The following is a 14,375-nucleotide window of genomic DNA, read 5'->3' on the forward strand; positions in this document are numbered from 1 at the left end:
AAGTTATCCTGTGCCGGGGACGGAAACCAGAGGGCTAACTCGCCGGTCTGTTGCAAATGCCGCAGTCCGGACGCATTGGCTGCGGCATTTGCAACAGCGGCGTAAGGTTCGGTTTTTTGTAACTCACTGAATTTATACTGTTAATTTTTTATTCACCATTGGCACGATTATCGCTAACACTCATATAACCAAATTAAAACAACTCTTCGATAAATATCGGATATGGTTATATAGGAAATGGATAATGACGCAAAAAACCGACGATAAAATCAACGTGTTCTGGTTTCTGCCCACCCACGGCGATGGCCGCTACCTGGGCACCTCGGAGGGCGGACGCCCGGTTGATTTGCCTTACCTGCAGCAGGTGGCGCTGGCGGCCGATAGCCTCGGCTACTACGGCGTGCTGATCCCAACGGGGAAAAGCTGCGAAGACTCCTGGCTGGTGGCCTCGGCGCTGGCGCCGTTGACCCGCCGCCTGCGCTATCTGGTGGCCGTTCGTCCGGGCCTGCAGCCGCCGACGCTGGCGGCGAGGATGGCGACGACGCTCGACCGCCTGTCGGGCGGTCGGCTGCTGATTAACGTGGTGACCGGCGGCGATCCGGTGGAGAACAAAGGCGACGGTATTTTCCTCAGCCACGGCGAACGCTATCAGGTCACCCGCGAATTTCTCGACGTCTACTCGCGCCTGCTGAAAGGTGAAAAGGTGGATTATCACGGCGAGCATATCCACGTGGAAGGCGCGGAAGTGCTGTTTCCGCCGGTACAGGAAAACGGCCCGCCGCTGTTTTTTGGCGGCTCCTCTGAGGAAGCCATCGACGTCGCCGCCGATCAAATCGATACCTACCTGACCTGGGGGGAGCCGCCGGCGCTGGTGGCCGAAAAGCTGGCGATAGTGCGCGAGCGCGCCGCCGCCCGGGGCCGCACGTTGCACTACGGGATTCGTCTGCATGTGATTGTTCGCGAAACCGAAGAGGAGGCGTGGGCCGCCGCCGATCGGCTGATTTCACACCTTGATGACGAAACTATCGCCCAGGCGCAGAAAATTTTTGCCCGTATGGACTCCACCGGCCAGGCGCGAATGAGTTCGCTGCATAAAGGATCGCGCGACAATCTGCGTATTGCGCCGAACCTGTGGGCGGGCGTGGGGCTGGTGCGCGGCGGGGCCGGGACGGCGCTGGTCGGCAATCCGCAGCAGGTGGCAGAACGCATTCGTGAATATCAGGCGCTCGGTATCACCAACTTTATCTTCTCCGGCTACCCGCATCTGGAAGAAGCCCATCGTTTCGCTGACCTGGTCATGCCGCTATTGCCGCTGGCAGGCCACGATCAGCCGAAGGCGCGTAGCGTCAATACCGGCCCGTTTGGCGAAACCATCGGCGGCGATAAGCGTCCGGTGAAACAGGTCAGCGCAAGCTGAGGAGGCGCGTATGTTACACCGATTTGTGAAGGCGGTGGGCTATGCAAACTGAACCGCACGTGGTGATTGTCGGCGGCGGATTTAGCGGTGCGGCGGTGGCTATTCATCTCCTGCGCCTGGCGCCGGTTGGCGTGCGGGTCACGCTGCTGGAGCCGCGCGAGGTGCCCGGCGCGGGCGTGGCCTACTCCACGACCGAACCGAGCCATCGGATTAACGTTCCTGCCGCGCGGATGCAGCTTGCCGGTGAAGAGGAGGGCGCGTTCGATCGCTGGTACCGCAGCCAGCCCGCCTTTGCGGATGACCCGCATGCTCTGCTGGCAGACGGCGCGGTCTATCCGCAGCGCGGTCAGTTTGGCCGCTATGTCGCCCAGCGTTTCGCCGAGGAGGCGCGCGCCAGCGGCGGGCGGCTGACGCATCTGCGCGAGCAGGCGCTGAGCGTTAATCATGGTGAAGTTGTCACCGACGGCGGGCGTCGGCTGCAGGCCGATCTGCTGGTGCTGGCCATCAGCCATCCGCCGCCCTCGCTGCCGTCGCTGGCGACGCCGTTCGCAACGCATCCGGCGCTCATCGCTAACCCCTGGCGAGCGGGTGTGCTGGCAACTATCGCCCCGGAAGCGAGCGTCGCGGTCATGGGCACCGGCCTGACGATGGCGGACACCGTCGCGACCCTGACGCGTCTGGGCCATCGGGGGCCGATCGCGGCATTTTCACGCCGCGGGCTGCTGTCCCGCAGCAACCTCAGCGGCAGTAGTGAACCCTGGCCTGGCGAATACGATCGCGGAACGCTGCGCCAGCGGCTGCGGCAAATCCGTCTGGATATCGAGCGCGCGGCGGAGCAGGGACAGGCCTGGCAGGTGGTGCTGGACGCGGTGCGTAATCAGGGGCAGAGCATCTGGCAGGGGCTGGCGGTGGCCGATCGCAAGCGCTTCCTGCGTCATTTGCGCAGCTACTGGGACGTTCACCGCTACCGTATCGCTCCGCAGGTCGCCGGGGTCCTTGAGCAGCGCCAGCGCGACGGCAGCCTGCGGGTGCTGGCGGCCAGGCTGACGGCGCTGGAAGGCGACGCGCAAAAGCTGGCGCTAACCCTGGCTCCCCGGCGCGGTGAAACGCTGCGGGTGAGCGCTGACCACTTTATTTTAACCACCGGCCCGGCGCACGGCGGGTTGACCGACAGCCAGCCGCTGCTGCGTCAGCTGAGCCAGCGTGGGCTGATTCGCGCCGATGCGTTCGGCCTTGGCCTGGACGTCGATCGCCGCTCGCGGGCGATTGGCCGGGAAGGGCGGATTACGCCCAATCTGCTGGTTTCCGGACCCGCCGCGCGGGCGTATTTCGGAGAATTAATGGGGCTGCCGCAGGTGGCCGACCATGCCGCCGCCGTGGCCGACGAAGCGCTGCGGACCCTGGGCGTCAAACAATCCGCCCGATGTCCGGCGTTCTGAACGCCTTTTATCCCCTGATTCCTTTAATGATTATGCGCGCGTCCCGACAGCGGGGCGCGCCGTGGAGAGTGCTATGTTATCACAACGTGAAATTCGTCTGAACGCTTTTGATATGAACTGCGTCGGCCATCAGTCGCCGGGGCTGTGGGCCCATCCGCGCGACCGCTCCTGGCAGTATAAAGACCTCGAGTATTGGGTCGACCTGGCGCGTCTGCTGGAGCGGGGCAAGTTTGACGGGCTATTTATCGCTGATGTGCTGGGAGTCTATGACGTGCTGAACGGCAACGGCGATGCGGCGATCCGCCAGGCGGCGCAGGTGCCGGTCAACGATCCGCTGGCGCTGATTACGCCGATGGCGCTGGTGACGGAGCATCTGGGATTCGGCCTGACCGCTTCGCTCTCTTTTGAGCATCCCTATCCGTTCGCCCGCCGTCTTTCAACCCTCGACCATCTGACCAAGGGGCGAGTGGGCTGGAATATCGTGACCTCCTATCTTGAGGCGGGGCGCGTAATATTGGCCAGAAAGCGCAGACCGACCACGACGCCCGCTACGACTATGCCGATGAATATCTGGAGGTGGTCTATAAGCTGCTGGAGGGGAGCTGGGAGGATGGCGCGGTGCTGCGCGACAGGGAACGTAAGATCTTCAGCGATCCGCGAAAAATTCACCCGATTAACCATCAGGGGAACTTCTTCTCGGTGCCGGGGATCCACCTCTGCGAGCCGTCGCCGCAGCGTACGCCGGTACTCTATCAGGCGGGCGCCTCCAGCCGCGGCAAGCAGTTCGCCGCCGGCCACGCGGAGTGCGTATTTGTCGGCGCGCCGTCGAAAGTGCTGCTGAAAAAGACGGTGGCGGATATTCGCCGTCGCGCCGAGGAGGCCGGGCGCGATCCGCGCAGCATCCTGATCTTCAATATGCAGACGGTCATCGTCGGCGAAACCGATCGTGAAGCTCAGGCTAAATGGCAGGAGTATAAACCGTACGTCAGCTACGAAGGGGCGCTGGCTCTGCTCTCCGGCTGGACCGGCATCGACCTTGGTCAGTATCAGCCGGATCAGGTGCTGGAGTATCTGCATACCAACGCGATTCAGTCGATGGTAGAGGCGTTTTCCACCGCCGATCCGAACAGCCAGTGGACCGTGCAGAAGCTGGCGGACTGGGCGGGGATCGGCGGCTTCGGGCCGCTGGTGGTCGGCAGCCCGCAGACGGTCGCCGATGAGCTGCAGTCCTGGGTCGAAGAGACCGACGTCGATGGGTTTAACCTCGCCTATGCGGTGACCCACGAAACCTTCCGCGACGTGGTGGATTTGCTGGTTCCGGAGCTGCAAAAGCGCGGCGTGTTTAAGCAGGAGTATCGCGAGGGAACCCTGCGCGAGAAGCTGTTTGGCGCCGGCCCGCGGCTGGCTGCGCCGCATCCGGGCGCAGGCTATCGCTACGGCGCGCAGGTCGCGGTCGGGAGTGAAGAGAAGGTGAGTTAATTTTGCCGGTCCCCCTCTCCCCGAAGGGTGAGGGGCTGAACTGTGGGGCGGGAGGTTTTTCCCGGAGGCGGCGCTTGACGCGCCTGTCCGGGCTACGGATCCACCGCCGTCTGCGGGCCGGTAGCCCGGGTAAGGCGCTTGCGCCGCGACCCGGGAAGGGAAGACTTACTGCTTATCCAGCGACCAGGTCGCGCTGCGAACATCGACTTTCACCGGCAGCAGGCCGATACGGGTGAAGGTATCCGCCAGCGCCTGCTGTTCGTTATAGACCGCAGGCGTCATACGCTCGGCACCATAAGGCAGACGCGCCAGCGTCTTCAGCCAGATAGCCTTATCCAGCCCGGTTGAGGTGGAGAGGATCCCGGCGGCATCCTCCTGATGACTGTTGGCCCATTCGCTCAGTTTACCCAGCTCATCCACCACCTGCTTTGCGGTATCCGGATAGGTGTCGGCAAATTTGCGGCTGGCCAGGTAGAAGGTGTAGTGCGGCACCAGCCCTTCGGCATTGCCAATCTGTCGCGCTTTGGCGTTCGTTTCCACTTCGGCGAGGAACGGATCCCAGATAACCCAGGCGTCAATAGCGCCGCGCTGGAAGGCGGCGCGGGCGTCAGCAGGCGGCAGATAGACCGGCGTGATATCTTTATAGCTCAGCCCGGCTTTCTCCAGCGCGGTCACCAGCAGGTAGTTTACGTCGGAGCCTTTATTGAGCCCCACGCGCTTGCCCTTAAGATCGGCCACGCTCTTAATTGCCGAGTTTTCCGCCACCACGATGGCCTCGGTTTTTGGGTTCGCCGGGGAGTGGGCTAAATAGACCAGATCCGCCTGCGCCGCCTGGGCAAAGGCCGGCGGCGCATCGCCGGTGGCGGCGAGGTCGATGCTGCCGACGTTCAGCCCTTCCAGCATCTGCGGCCCGGCGGGAAATTCAATCCAGCGTACGGCGATACCCTGCTTTTTGAAGCTTTCATCGAGGGTGCCGCGATATTTAAGCAGCGCGAAGATATTGGCTTTCTGATAACCGATATTCACGGTCTCCGGCGCTTTCGCCAGCGCGGAAGCGGATAAGCCTGCCAGCAGTAGCAGCAGCGCCGGGCGGGATAATCTGAGCATGATTTGTTCTCCTTGAGCGGTTTTTCCGTAAGGTAACAAATCGTCTTTATAACTAATAAATAACTAAATTATCATTTATATAACATAAATGAAGGAGGAGGGCAGGGAAAAGAAGCCCGGCATGCCGCAGCATACCGGGAGGGGGGCGTTAATCGCAGGCGACAATCTTCATTGCCAGGCCGCCGCGCGAGGTTTCACGATATTTGGCGTTCATATCTTTGCCCGTTTCGTACATGGTCTCGATGACTTTATCGAGGCACACCCGCGGCTCGCTGGTGCGGCGCAGGGCCATACGTGCGGCGTTGACCGCTTTAACCGCCGCGATAGCGTTACGCTCGATGCAAGGCACCTGCACCTGGCCGGCAACCGGATCGCAGGTGAGACCGAGGTTGTGCTCCATACCAATTTCCGCCGCGATGCATACCTGACCTGGACTGCCGCCAAGCAGTTCAGCCAGACCGGCCGCCGCCATTGAACAGGCTACGCCGACTTCACCCTGGCAGCCCACCTCGGCGCCGGAAATCGAGGCGTTCATCTTATAGAGCGAGCCAATGGCGCTGGTGACCAGCATATAGCGCGCCAGCGAGTTGGCGTTCACTTTGCGGATGAACTTGTCGTAGTAGGCCAGCACCGCAGGTACGATACCGCAGGCGCCGTTGGTCGGCGCGGTCACGACGCGCCCGCAGGCGGCGTTCTCTTCGTTAACCGCCAGGGCGAACATGTTAATCCAGTCAACGACCGCCATCGGGTCGCTGTTGGTGTTGTCCTGGCTTACCAGCATCCGGCGCAGCGCGGCGGCGCGACGCGGCACCCGCAGCTTGCCCGGCAGAACCCCCTCGGTGGTGATGCCGCGCTCAATTCCGCTGCTCATCACTTCCCAGACCGCGGCAAAATGCTGCTCCAGCGCTTCTTTACTGTGCAGCGCCAGCTCGTTTTGCATCATCAGCCCGGAGAGCGATAGCCCGCTTTCGCGGCAGTGGCGCTGCAGATCGGCGGCGTTTTTATACGGATAAGGTACGGCGACCGGCGCCTCGCGGGTCACGCCGAAATGGTCTTCATCGACGATAAACCCGCCGCCGATGGAGTAATACGTCTGGCTGTAGAGAACCTTCTCGCCGCCGAGGGCGGTAATACGCATGCCGTTTTCATGCCGCGACAGGTTGTCGGCGTGGAAATTCATGCACTGATCGACCGGGAACGCCACTTCCTGCTGGCCGTTTGCCAGCATCAGGCGGCCATGGGTGTTGACGTCCTGGATAAAGCCGGGAATCGCGTCGATGTCGACGGTATCCGGCAGGTTGCCCGCCAGGCCCATAATAATCGCGATATCGGTATGGTGGCCTTTTCCCGTCAGGGAAAGGGAGCCGTAGACATCGACGACGACTTTGGTTACCTCGGAAAGCAGCCCGCGCTCAATAAGATCGTCCGTGAATTGTTTGCCCGCTTTCATCGGTCCAACGGTGTGGGAGCTGGAAGGGCCAATGCCGATTTTAAAAATATCGAATACGCTGATCATGATGCATCCAGTGCTGTCGGGAGCGCCGCCGTCAGGCGGCGCGGGGGATATTAACTAAACAGAGAGTAGAAAATCGCGGAGATAGCAATCAGGCCCATAATCACCACGAAAACGTTGCTGACGTGGCCGCTGTATTTACGCATCGCCGGGACTTTCTGAATCGCGTACATCGGCATCAGGAACAGAATCATCGCGATAATCGGGCCGCCCAGGGTTTCGATCATCCCGAGGATGCTGGGGTTCAGCGTCGCCACAATCCAGGTGGTGACCAGCATGAACAGGGCGGTGATTTTGTTCAGTTTATTGATTTCGATGGACTTGCCTTTACCGCGCAGGGATTTAATCACCATGCCGTTAAAGCCTTCGCGAGCGCCCAGGTAGTGGCCAAGGAAGGATTTAGTGATGGCGATCATCGCAATGATCGGCGCCATCCAGGCGATGATCGGCGCGTTAAAGTGGTTCGCCAGGTAAGACAGAATCGAGATGTTCTGATCTTTCGCCGCCGCCAGATCCGCCGGGGAGAGGCTCAGTACGCAGCTGAAGACGAAGAACATGACGGTCAGCACCATCATGATGTGCGCGCGGGCCAGAATGCTGGAACATTTTTTCTCTGCGCCCTGGCCGTACTCTTCGCGTTTCGCGACGGCGAAGGAGGAGATGATCGGCGAGTGGTTAAAAGAAAACACCATCACCGGAATCGCCAGCCACAGGGTCATCCACAGGCCGTTGCCGGTCGCGGTCGCGCTGCTCAGGGAGAGGGTTTCCAGCGCCGCGCCGTTCCACTGCGGAATCAGATAAAAGGCCAGAATCATCAGCGCGACCACGAACGGGAACACCAGCACGCTCATCGCTTTCACAATCATCTGCTCGCCGAAGCGCACGATGGTCATCATGCCGACAATCAGAATCAGGGAAAGAATGGCGCGAGGCGGCGGCGTTATGTGCAGCTGGTGCAGCATAAAGCTTTCCACGGTGTTGGTGATCGCCACGCTGTAGACCAGCAGAATCGGGTAGATGGCGAAGAAGTAGAGCAGGGTAATCAGCTTACCTGCGCCAACGCCGAAATGCTCTTCGACCACTTCAGTGATGTCTTCGCCCGGATTCTTACCGGACAGCACGAAACGGGTCATCCCGCGGTGGGCGAAGAAGGTCATCGGGAAGGCCAGAATCGCCATGATGATCAGCGGGATCATGCCGCCGACGCCGGCGTTGATCGGCAGAAACAGGACGCCCGCGCCGATAGCCGTGCCGTACAGGCCCAGCATCCACATGGTGTCCGTCTTACGCCAACCGCTACGGGTAGCATCCGAAACGATGGTGCTGGTTTGAGTGGTTTCCATCTGTATCTCCTGGAGGAAGCAACAAAATCTATTGAATAAAAAAGACCAAATAATATGAAATTCGTTTGTTTACGGTTTTTTAGGCATTTTCTCCGTAACAATTGGTGCGGGAAGATACATTTATATGGTGAATGCATCAGTGATCGCGATCTCAAATGCAATAATCCACTTTAAATGTAAGCAATTTTAGTCCAACAGCCTGTTTCTGGTGATCAGCCAGAGATTTGTGGCGCGGAGGCTATCATTTTCAGCATATGAGAGAATAGTGGCGCGACGTAATAACGAGGTTTTTACTGTAAAAATGCGAAGTTCTCGACGTTTTTACGTTAAAAGGCGTTTTTCCTGGTGATATTTATTGCAGTTTTTGGAAACGCAAACGATTGGCTTTTGTAAAGGCGATGCTAAAAATTCATAAAAGGAATGATTTATCTGGAAAGCATACGGGCGAATGCAGAAGCGAAAAAGCGGAGAAAGAGTGCCGCCCGGGCGGGGAGAAATAGCCCGGGGGCGTAAGCCGCCGCCCGGGAGAAGAGCAGAAGAGAACTCAGGAACAGATTTCGTAGCAGGGGATGTAAGCGGTGCCGCCCGGCAGCTTCATACGATGCTGCGCCACAAAGCCCTGCAGCAGATCGTCCATGCGGCGCATCATTGCCGGGTCGCCGTGAATCTTATACGGGCCGAATTTCTCGATAGCCTGGATACCCACCTCTTTAACGTTACCGGCGACGATACCGGAGAAGGCGCGGCGGAGATCCGCTGCCAGCACTTCCACCGGCTGGTCCGGATAGAGCTTAAGATTGGCCATATTCTCATGGGTCGGATCGAACGGCATCTGCAGGTCCGGCGCAATGCGCATCGACCAGTTGAAGCTGTAGGCGTCGCCGGTCTCGCGGCGATTCTCTTTCACCATCGGCATCGCTTTTTTCATCTGGCGGGCCACTTCCGCGGCGTCGTCAACGATAATGCGATAGTGACGACGGGCGGCTTCACCCAGCGTATGGACGATAAACTCATCCAGCACGCGGAAATAATCGGCGCTCTCTTTTGGCCCGGTGAGAATCAGCGGCAGAACCTGCGACTTGTTCGACGGGTGCATCAAAATGCCCAGCAGATAGAGCAGCTCTTCCGCCGTGCCCACGCCGCCCGGGAAGATGATGATGCCGTGGGCGATGCGCACGAACGCCTCCAGGCGTTTTTCGATATCCGGCATGATGATCAGTTCGTTCACCAGCGGGTTCGGCGGCTCGGCGGCGATAATCGACGGCTCGGTCATACCGATAAAGCGGCTGTCTCTGTAACGCTGCTGCGCGTGGCCGACGGCGGCGCCTTTCATCGGCGCTTCCATCGCGCCCGGTCCACAGCCGGTACAGATATTCAGTTCGCGCAGGCCCAGCTGGGTGCCGACGCGGCGGGCGTACAGATATTCGTTTTCGTTAATCGAGTGGCCGCCCCAGCAGACAATCATGTTTGGCGCTTCGCCGACGTGCAGGGCGCGGGCGTTACGCAAAATGGAGAATACCAGGTTGGTGATATGCACCGAGCTTTCAAGATCGAGATTCGGGAAGCGAACGGTGTTGTGGATCTGGCCGTAGACGAACAGGATATCGCGCAGTACGGCAAACAGGTTGGCCTGCAGGGAACGGATAATACGCCCGTCAACGAAAGCGTCTTCCGGCGGGTTGATCAGTTCCAGCTTCACGCCGCGTTCGCGACGCAGCACGTTAATATCGAAGTTTTCAAAACGAGACAGAAGCTCCTTGCTGTTATCGGTCAGGCTCCCCGAGTTGAGCACAGCAAGCGAGCAGTTGCGAAAGAGTTGATACAGGTCACTGCTGGCGGTGCGTTTAAGCATATCCACTTCCAGCTGCGACAGCATATCCATTGAACCAAGCGGGCTAACATGTGTAATCAAGTGAACTCCTTACAGGACGATTATCGTCTTCCTGTGATTACAATAGCCCTGCTGATGGCGTTTTCACAACCTTGCGCGCGGGTTAACGCGCGCAAATTGTGAAAATGTTTACTATTGACGGGCGAGGCGACCGGTGGCCGGCACAAAATCGGTATTGCTGCGCCACGGGTTGATATCAAGACCGCCTCGTCGCGTGTAGCGCGCATAAACGGAAAGGGCTTCCGGCTGGCAGAAACGCTGAATGTCATTGAAGATGCGCTCTACGCACTGCTCGTGGAACTCGTTGTGGTGGCGGAATGACACCAGATAGCGCAGCAGCTTTTCGCGATCGATTTTCGCCCCGCGATACTGGATTTGCACCGACCCCCAGTCTGGCTGGTGGGTAATCAGGCAGTTGGATTTCAGCAGATGGCTGACCAGGGTCTCTTCGACCACTTTGCCGGCCGCGGCATCCTGCAGGTAATCGGCGCTGAACTGGTAATTATCGATTTCAATATCCTGATCGTCGATGCAGGTACCGTGCAGATGAGCGACCGGCTGGCCTTCGAGCTCATCGAGGCGATACAGCGCTACCTTCACTTCTCCTTGCGCACAGGCGCTGAGATCGCGCGCCAGCGTCGCCTCGACCGCCTGCCAGTCGGCAAAGCGCGTCTGGTTGAAGCTGTTGAGATAGAGCTTAAAGCTTTTTGATTCCACCAGGTTTACGGTGGTATCGCTGAGCTCCACGTGGCCCACGGCGACCTGCGGCAGGCCTTTGGCGTTCAGCCAGGAGAGCTCATACAGCGTCCAGATATCGGCACCGTGAAACGGCAGGTTATCGGCGTGCAGATCCAGCGGGTCGCGGTTCAGGCTGCGCGGGACGCCCTGAAGCAGGCTTGCGTCGTAGGTATCGCGGTAATCGGTTGATTTTCCGAGCGTCAGGCCAGCCAGCGCCTGATGATTATCGTAAGAAGACATGTTTCACCATAGTTAAAGCGGTTACACTATATGCCAAGTGTATCCTGTCTAACGTGAAGAGAGAAACCGGTGGACCAGCAAACCGCAGAAGCGCTACAAGCATTTACCCAACGTTATTGTGAGGCGTGGCAGCAGCAGCGCTCCAGCCTGCCGCGCAGCGAAGAGCTTTACGGTATCCCGTCGCCGTGCGTCAACGGCACGGATGATGACGGCGTTTTCTGGCAGCCGCAGCCGTTTTCATTAGCACAAAATATTGACGCGGTTGAACGGGCGCTGGAGATTGTGGTACAACAACCGCTTCATGCTTATTATACCACTCAGTTTGCCGGTGATATGCAGGCGCGTTTTGCCGATGAAACTGCCGATGAAACCATGACGCTGCTGCAAACCTGGAGCCCGGATGATTTCCAGCGGGTGCAGGAGAATCTGATTGGTCATCTGCTGGTGCAAAAGCGTTTGAAGCTGTCGCCCACGCTGTTTATCGCCACGCTGGACAGCGAACTGGAGGTCATTTCGGTCTGTAATATGAGCGGTGAAGTGATCAAAGAGACCCTCGGCACCCGAAAACGGACGACCCTTTCTCCCTCGCTTGCGAGTTTCCTTAATTCCCTTAAGCCAGTTCTGTAATCCACAGTACCCAAACTTTTGTGAGAGATCTCTTACAAGACCTGTAAGAGATCGTCATCATTTAAGCCGATCCTTCAGGGGGCGTATTTTAAGAAATATAATATTTTTCAAGTGATTAATGATTTTCTCATTAAGGATACTGACGATTAATCTTAAGATATTGTCTTAACAAGGGTTGTAAGACAGGGCGGAATCAGGGATTCTATACACATCGACAGGGAGTTGATAAACGAAGTGAACATCAGGATGATGACGCTTCTGCAGGACCCGCCGGGATGGCGTTGCAAGGACAGGCTTCAGGATGAAGCACAGGATAACGCAGGATTGCGTAAAAGGACACCTCCAGGAAGGAGAACGAGAGCCGAGCGGGACGTTCGGTGGATCAGGAAGATCAGGACAGACTTAAGGATGAGTTATTTCGCATCGGGGTGGTGTGAAAGCAGGATGCAACTGTTTATGGATGAACATGGTCAGGAGACCTCAGGAAAAGTTTTCAAGGACGAGCAGGGAGCACCAATGTAGCTGGATTGCTGCAAAACGAACCGGGAGCACTGTTTTATACAGTGCTCCCTTTTTTTATTTCTCGTCTGAATTTGCTATTCTGCGCCGGTTTTTAACTCACCGAGGTTTCCCATGACTCTTGACCATCGCGTGCGCGAGCGCCTGCTCGCCATTGAAGCGCTGCTGCGCGAAACGGAACACTGGCAGGATAGTGCCCCCGATAGCCGCGCGTTTGCCAGCGAACAGCCGTTTTGCCTCGACACCATGGAGCCGCTTGAATGGCTGCAGTGGGTATTGATTCCGCGTATGCACCAGCTTCTGGAAAGCGGAACGCCGCTGCCGCAGAACTTCGCCGTTGCGCCCTATTATGAGATGGCTCTGGATAATGCTCACCCCGTGCGCGAGCGGGTGCTGGCCGAACTGGTCCTGCTGGATGCGCTGTTTGCCGGCGGCGAAGCCTGATGCTGGAGATTTTATATCAGGACCAGTGGCTGGTCGCGGTGAACAAGCCATCGGGCTGGCTGGTGCACCGCAGCTGGCTGGATCGTGATGAAAAAGTGGTGGTGATGCAGACCGTGCGCGACCAGATAGGCCAGCACGTATTCACCGCCCATCGCCTCGACAGGCCGACGTCCGGCGTGCTGCTGATGGGGCTGTCGAGCGAAGCGGGAAGATTGCTGTCGCAGCAGTTCGAGCAGCATCAAATGCAGAAACGCTATCATGCGATCGCTCGCGGCTGGCTGAGCGACGAAGCGGTGCTTGATTACCCGCTGGTTGAGGAACTGGATAAAATCGCCGATAAGTTTGCCCGCGAAAATAAAGACCCGCAGCCGGCGGTGACGCATTATCGCGGCCTGGCGACGGTAGAGATGCCGGTGGCGACCGGCCGTTACCCCACGACCCGCTATAGCCTGGTGGAGCTTGAACCGAAAACCGGACGTAAACACCAGCTACGTCGCCATCTTGCCCATCTTCGCCATCCGATTATCGGCGATAGCAAACACGGCGATTTGCGGCAGAATCGCAGCGCGGCGGCGCACTTTGGCTGCGATCGGCTGATGCTGCACGCCAGCCAGCTCTCGTTAACGCATCCCTTTACCGGCGAACCGTTGGTTATTCGCGCCGGTCTTGACGACGTCTGGATGCGCGCGCTGTCGCAGTTTGGCTGGCGCGGCCTTCTCCCGCTAAATGAAAGGGTTGAGTTTGCCGACGACTGCGGTCAGGATGAAGAGATACAGGTCAATTCAGGGAGATAGTCATGGCAGAAGTCGGAATTTTTGTCGGCACGATGTATGGAAATTCGCTCCTGGTCGCCGAAGAGGCGCAGGCTATTTTGAGCGGGCTGGGGCATCAGGCGAAAGTCTTTGAGGATCCCGAGGTCAAAGACTGGGAGTCGTATAGCGGTAGATATGTGCTGGTGGTGACATCGACCACCGGACAGGGCGATTTACCGGACAGTATCGTGCCCTTGTACGAAGGCATCAAAGATATGTATCAGCCGCATTTACGCTATGGGATTATCGCCCTGGGCGATAGCACCTACGCTAACTTCTGCGGCGGCGGCTTAAAGTTTGATGCGTTATTGCAGGAACAGGGCGGCACGCGCGTTGGCGAGATGCTGATGATTGACGCCAGCGAAGATCCGGAACCCGAAAGCGTCTCTAACCCATGGGTAACGCAGTGGGCGTCGCTGCTCGATTAAAAAGTTTCGCCCTCTCCCTACACTAGAGGGCGCTCCTTTTTTACTGATGTTCAATGCCAGAGCCAGATTAACGGTCAAAAAGATCGTACCAATTCTCCACGTGGCTGGCTTCGGGCATTTGCCTTAAAACCTGTGTAATGCCAGGGCCTTTACCGGGCTATTTCACGGGGTCAAGAGAGTTGATTCACACTCCTGCCTTTTGCACCGCCGTTTCCGCCTCTGAACGCGCGCGGTTTTTCATTTCCGTGAACCATCCCCCATCTCATTAGGCATACGCCATAAATCACATTTACTCAGCCGGTGAAAGCTGTGTATTTGCACGGTGAGCCCGCCAGCCCCTCTTTTTATACTTTCCCTGCCAGTTCCCAATGCAGTGCC

General features: G+C 58.3%; 11 protein-coding genes and 1 pseudogene. 7 read left to right on the top strand and 5 right to left on the bottom strand.

Annotation, left to right across the window (positions count from 1 at the left end):
• The first annotated feature begins 244 nt into the window (after positions 1-244).
• The 3 genes and pseudogenes from ssuD (at position 245) to CDA56_RS26135 (ending at position 4,335) form a co-directional block, all read left to right on the top strand.
• Positions 245-1,417: an FMNH2-dependent alkanesulfonate monooxygenase gene (ssuD, locus tag CDA56_RS26125; protein WP_102803705.1), complete on the top strand. Its 1,173-nt coding sequence runs from the start codon at positions 245-247 to the stop codon at positions 1,415-1,417.
• 41 nt (positions 1,418-1,458) lie between these two features.
• A complete protein-coding gene (locus tag CDA56_RS26130) occupies positions 1,459-2,856 on the top strand; it encodes an FAD/NAD(P)-binding protein (protein ID WP_102803706.1) in 1,398 nt (465 codons plus the stop codon).
• Positions 2,857-2,929: 73 nt separating this feature from the next.
• Positions 2,930-4,335 (top strand): annotated as a pseudogene (locus tag CDA56_RS26135) (LLM class flavin-dependent oxidoreductase).
• Positions 4,336-4,500: 165 nt separating this feature from the next.
• On the opposite strand, the gene CDA56_RS26145 reads toward CDA56_RS26135, so the two are convergent.
• The 5 genes from CDA56_RS26145 to queF form a co-directional block, all read right to left on the bottom strand.
• Positions 4,501-5,442: an aliphatic sulfonate ABC transporter substrate-binding protein gene (locus tag CDA56_RS26145; RefSeq protein WP_042945985.1), complete on the bottom strand. Its 942-nt coding sequence runs from the start codon at positions 5,440-5,442 to the stop codon at positions 4,501-4,503.
• Between the two features lie 148 nt (positions 5,443-5,590).
• Positions 5,591-6,958 carry an L-serine ammonia-lyase gene (locus tag CDA56_RS26150; RefSeq protein ID WP_102803709.1) on the bottom strand — a complete coding sequence of 456 codons (1,368 nt, stop codon included), beginning with the start codon at positions 6,956-6,958 and terminating at the stop codon, positions 5,591-5,593.
• A gap of 50 nt (positions 6,959-7,008) precedes the next feature.
• Positions 7,009-8,298, bottom strand: coding sequence for an HAAAP family serine/threonine permease (locus CDA56_RS26155; protein ID WP_004124376.1), 1,290 nt, complete (start codon positions 8,296-8,298; stop codon positions 7,009-7,011).
• A 544-nt stretch (positions 8,299-8,842) separates the two neighbouring features.
• Entirely contained in the window at positions 8,843-10,210 is a 1,368-nt protein-coding gene (ppnN, locus tag CDA56_RS26160) for a nucleotide 5'-monophosphate nucleosidase PpnN (RefSeq protein WP_004853652.1), read from the bottom strand.
• A 111-nt stretch (positions 10,211-10,321) separates the two neighbouring features.
• Entirely contained in the window at positions 10,322-11,167 is an 846-nt protein-coding gene (gene queF, locus CDA56_RS26165; protein WP_004853651.1) for an NADPH-dependent 7-cyano-7-deazaguanine reductase QueF, read from the bottom strand.
• A 69-nt stretch (positions 11,168-11,236) separates the two neighbouring features.
• Here queF and syd point away from each other — a divergent pair, with 69 nt between their 5' ends.
• From syd to CDA56_RS26185, 4 genes are all read left to right on the top strand, one after another.
• Positions 11,237-11,794 carry a SecY-interacting protein gene (gene syd / locus CDA56_RS26170; protein WP_014226606.1) on the top strand — a complete coding sequence of 186 codons (558 nt, stop codon included), beginning with the start codon at positions 11,237-11,239 and terminating at the stop codon, positions 11,792-11,794.
• A 633-nt stretch (positions 11,795-12,427) separates the two neighbouring features.
• Entirely contained in the window at positions 12,428-12,757 is a 330-nt protein-coding gene (locus CDA56_RS26175; protein WP_014226604.1) for a YqcC family protein, read from the top strand.
• Positions 12,757-13,551, top strand: coding sequence for a tRNA pseudouridine(65) synthase TruC (truC, locus tag CDA56_RS26180; RefSeq protein ID WP_032720181.1), 795 nt, complete (start codon positions 12,757-12,759; stop codon positions 13,549-13,551). The genes CDA56_RS26175 and truC overlap by 1 nt, the downstream gene beginning before the upstream one ends.
• 2 nt (positions 13,552-13,553) lie before the next feature.
• The gene (locus tag CDA56_RS26185) at positions 13,554-13,997 is read left to right on the top strand and encodes a flavodoxin (RefSeq protein ID WP_014226602.1); all 444 of its coding nucleotides are present in this window, start codon (positions 13,554-13,556) and stop codon (positions 13,995-13,997) included.
• Positions 13,998-14,375: the final 378 nt, after the last annotated feature.

The sequence above is a fragment of the Klebsiella michiganensis genome, from assembly GCF_002925905.1.
In the GTDB taxonomy this organism is placed as follows: Bacteria; Pseudomonadota; Gammaproteobacteria; order Enterobacterales; family Enterobacteriaceae; genus Klebsiella; species Klebsiella michiganensis.

Excerpts from the sequence above, each read along its gene's own strand:
- ssuD (WP_102803705.1), top strand. The coding sequence starts at position 245 with ATGACGCAAAAAACCGACGATAAAATCAACGTGTTCTGGTTTCTGCCC.
- CDA56_RS26130 (WP_102803706.1), top strand. The coding sequence starts at position 1,459 with ATGCAAACTGAACCGCACGTGGTGATTGTCGGCGGCGGATTTAGCGGT.
- CDA56_RS26145 (WP_042945985.1), bottom strand. The coding sequence starts at position 5,442 with ATGCTCAGATTATCCCGCCCGGCGCTGCTGCTACTGCTGGCAGGCTTA.
- CDA56_RS26150 (WP_102803709.1), bottom strand. The coding sequence starts at position 6,958 with ATGATCAGCGTATTCGATATTTTTAAAATCGGCATTGGCCCTTCCAGC.
- CDA56_RS26155 (WP_004124376.1), bottom strand. The coding sequence starts at position 8,298 with ATGGAAACCACTCAAACCAGCACCATCGTTTCGGATGCTACCCGTAGC.
- queF (WP_004853651.1), bottom strand. The coding sequence starts at position 11,167 with ATGTCTTCTTACGATAATCATCAGGCGCTGGCTGGCCTGACGCTCGGA.
- CDA56_RS26175 (WP_014226604.1), top strand. The coding sequence starts at position 12,428 with ATGACTCTTGACCATCGCGTGCGCGAGCGCCTGCTCGCCATTGAAGCG.
- truC (WP_032720181.1), top strand. The coding sequence starts at position 12,757 with ATGCTGGAGATTTTATATCAGGACCAGTGGCTGGTCGCGGTGAACAAG.
- CDA56_RS26185 (WP_014226602.1), top strand. The coding sequence starts at position 13,554 with ATGGCAGAAGTCGGAATTTTTGTCGGCACGATGTATGGAAATTCGCTC.